The organism is Micrococcus sp. CS26, from assembly GCF_055522295.1.
In genome coordinates, this window is record NZ_JBVFVY010000048.1 from 1 (window position 1) to 1,940 (window position 1,940).

Below are 1,940 nucleotides of genomic sequence, written 5' to 3' on the forward strand. Positions count from 1 at the left end.
GCTGGAGGACCACCCGTCCCACCCCCGGAAGGAGCAGCGCCCGTGGACACCCCGCAGGACCCGCCCTGCCGGGACGACACCTCCGGCGGCCCCGTGGAGCCGGCCGTCGACGCCGCCCTGGACCGGGTGCGCGCCCTGCTCCGGCAGGCCCGCGGCACCGCGGCGCCCGACGCCCCGACCGCCCTGGATGCCCGCGGCTGGTGGGAGCTCTCCCTCGAGGCCGCGCTGCGCGACGAGCCCCGGGAGTCCGCCCGCCTCGCCGACTCCGGTCTCGCCGCGCTCGTGCCCGGCCAGGACGACGTCCGCCTCGCCCTGCTGCGGGCGCTCGCCGTCGCCGCGGGTCAGGTCGGGGACGAGGCCGCCCTGACCCGCTGGGTGGAGGCCCGCGCGGCGCTGCTGCGCCACCTCGGCCGGCCCCGGCAGGCCGGGCTCGAGTCCCAGCTCGGCGCCGCCCTCGTGCGCGATCCGGACACGGTCGAGGCGGCGGTGCTGGCCGGCGTCGTGGAGGACGAGCCGGGCGCTCCCGGCGAGGACCCCGGGGACACCGTCCTGCCCGAGGCCGCCCTGGCGCTGGCCGTGCACCGCGTGCACACCGGGGACCTGGACGCCGCGCTCGAGCTGGCCCGCCGCGTCATCGCCGTCCTGGGCGGGCTGCGCGCGGCCGGTGCCCTGCTGCCCACCGGCTCGTGGTCCAGCGCGCACCTGCTGCTCGCCCGCCTGCACCTGTGGCGGGGCGAGCACGCCGAGGCGGACGCGGCGGCCGCCGTCGTCACCGCGCTGCCCGCCGCCCGCGCCGTCCTGGCCTCCGCCACCACGGTGCGGGCGATCGCCGCCCACGAGCTGGACCGTCCGACGGCCGCCCTCGACCTGGCGTTCGAGGCGGCGGAGCGGATGGCCTCGGTCGGGCTGCGGCGCGGCGCCGCCTCCGCGGCGGCCCTGGCCGGGCGCGTGGCCGGCGACCTCGACGGGTACGAGGAGGTCGCCGTGGCCGCGTGGGAGCTGGCCTCCGTGCACGCGGAGAAGGCCGAGGCGCCGGAGGCCTCGAGCCTGAGCTACTGGTGGGCGCACCAGCTCGTGCTCGCCGGCCGCGCCGACGAGGCCGAGCCCCTGCTCGCCCGGCTGGTGCGCCGCGAGGCCACCCACGGCCGGGACGTCGAGCAGGCCCGCGCCCTCGTGGACCTCGGCCACGCGCACCACGACCAGGACCGCGCCGAGAACGCGCTGCCCCTGTGGCGGGAGGCGGCCGGCCTGTTCGAGGCCCACGGCCAGTGGGAGGACGCCGCGCGCACGCTCCTGGCCGCCGGCGCCCTCGTGAACCGCGAGCGCGACGAACGCACCCGGCCCTCGGCCCTCGACCTGTTCGAGCGGGCGGTCGCGGCCGCGCGCCAGGCGGTGGACGAGGACCCGGCGGTGCTGCCGGCCGCGCTGCACGCGCACGGGTACCTGCTGTGCGAGTCCGGCCAGGCGGAGGGCCTCGACCTCCTCGAGGAGGCGCTCGCCCTGGTGCGGGACGCCGGCGCCGACTGGCAGGTGGCCGACTACACGGACACCCGCGCCCGGGCCCTGTGGTCGCTCGAGCGGGGGCCGGAGGCGATCGCCACCGCGCTGCAGGCCGCCGACCTGTTCACGGCCGCCGGGGACCGCGAGGGCGCCGCGCAGGCCGAGCTCTTCGCCGCCTACGTGGTGGCCGAGGACGGCAGCCCCGAGCAGGCCGCGACGCTCTTCCGCCTGGTGTGCGAGTCCACCGAGTCCACGCTCGTGCGCCTCGGCGCGCTCACGGGCCTGCACCAGTGCCTGTCCGCCCTCGGGGACCACGACGGCGCCGCGCGCGTCCGGGACGAGCTCGACGCGCTCCGCGAGGGGCTCGGCGCGGACTGACCGCCGCTCGAGGCGGCGGCCCGGCCCGACGGCCCGGCCCGACTGCGGCGGCCGCCGTCGCG

At 80.0% G+C, this 1,940-nt stretch carries 1 protein-coding gene; it reads left to right on the forward strand.

The genetic code is table 11. The annotated features are described in order from the left end of the window. Positions 1-42 precede the first annotated feature (42 nt). Positions 43-1,878, forward strand: a complete 1,836-nt coding sequence (locus ACZ1IK_RS11100) for a hypothetical protein (RefSeq protein WP_073116762.1) — start codon at positions 43-45, stop codon at positions 1,876-1,878. Positions 1,879-1,940 lie beyond the last annotated feature (62 nt).